Origin of the sequence: Hyphomonas sp. UBA3601 (assembly GCF_002375605.1) — a bacterium.
Lineage (GTDB): Bacteria > Pseudomonadota > Alphaproteobacteria > Caulobacterales > Hyphomonadaceae > Hyphomonas.
The window spans coordinates 35984-36310 of record NZ_DFME01000092.1; the positions used below are offsets into that span (position 1 = coordinate 35984).

Consider the following 327-nt stretch of genomic DNA (forward strand, 5'->3'; position numbering starts at 1 on the left):
CCCTGCCGGAGCGCCTGACCGCCGCGGCCAGCCTGCCCCTGACTCACGCCCTGAAGGAAAGAATGATCCGCATGACCACACCCAGCCCCTCCCGCTCGCGGCGTCTGCTCGGCGCAGGTGTTTCCGGACTTCTTGGCAGCGCGGCCCTCATGTCGTCAGCCTTCGTAGCCACCGCCTGTGCCTCTGCCGAAGCCGATGAAAAGGTCGATATGGCCGAACTCGCGGGCGGAGAACCCGACAACATCAACCCAGTTCCCCAGCATCGCAGTTTGCACTTCAAGGATGGCACATTGTTCATCGATGGCGACAAGGTCGAGGACCGGCAGG

Annotated in this window: 1 protein-coding gene; it reads left to right on the plus strand. The window is 63.9% G+C overall.

Annotated elements, in window-relative coordinates; translation table 11 throughout:
• Positions 1 to 71: 71 nt before the first annotated feature.
• A partial coding sequence (locus B4F73_RS09565) for a hypothetical protein (RefSeq protein ID WP_290483107.1) occupies positions 72 to 327 on the plus strand: 256 nt, incomplete at its 3' end.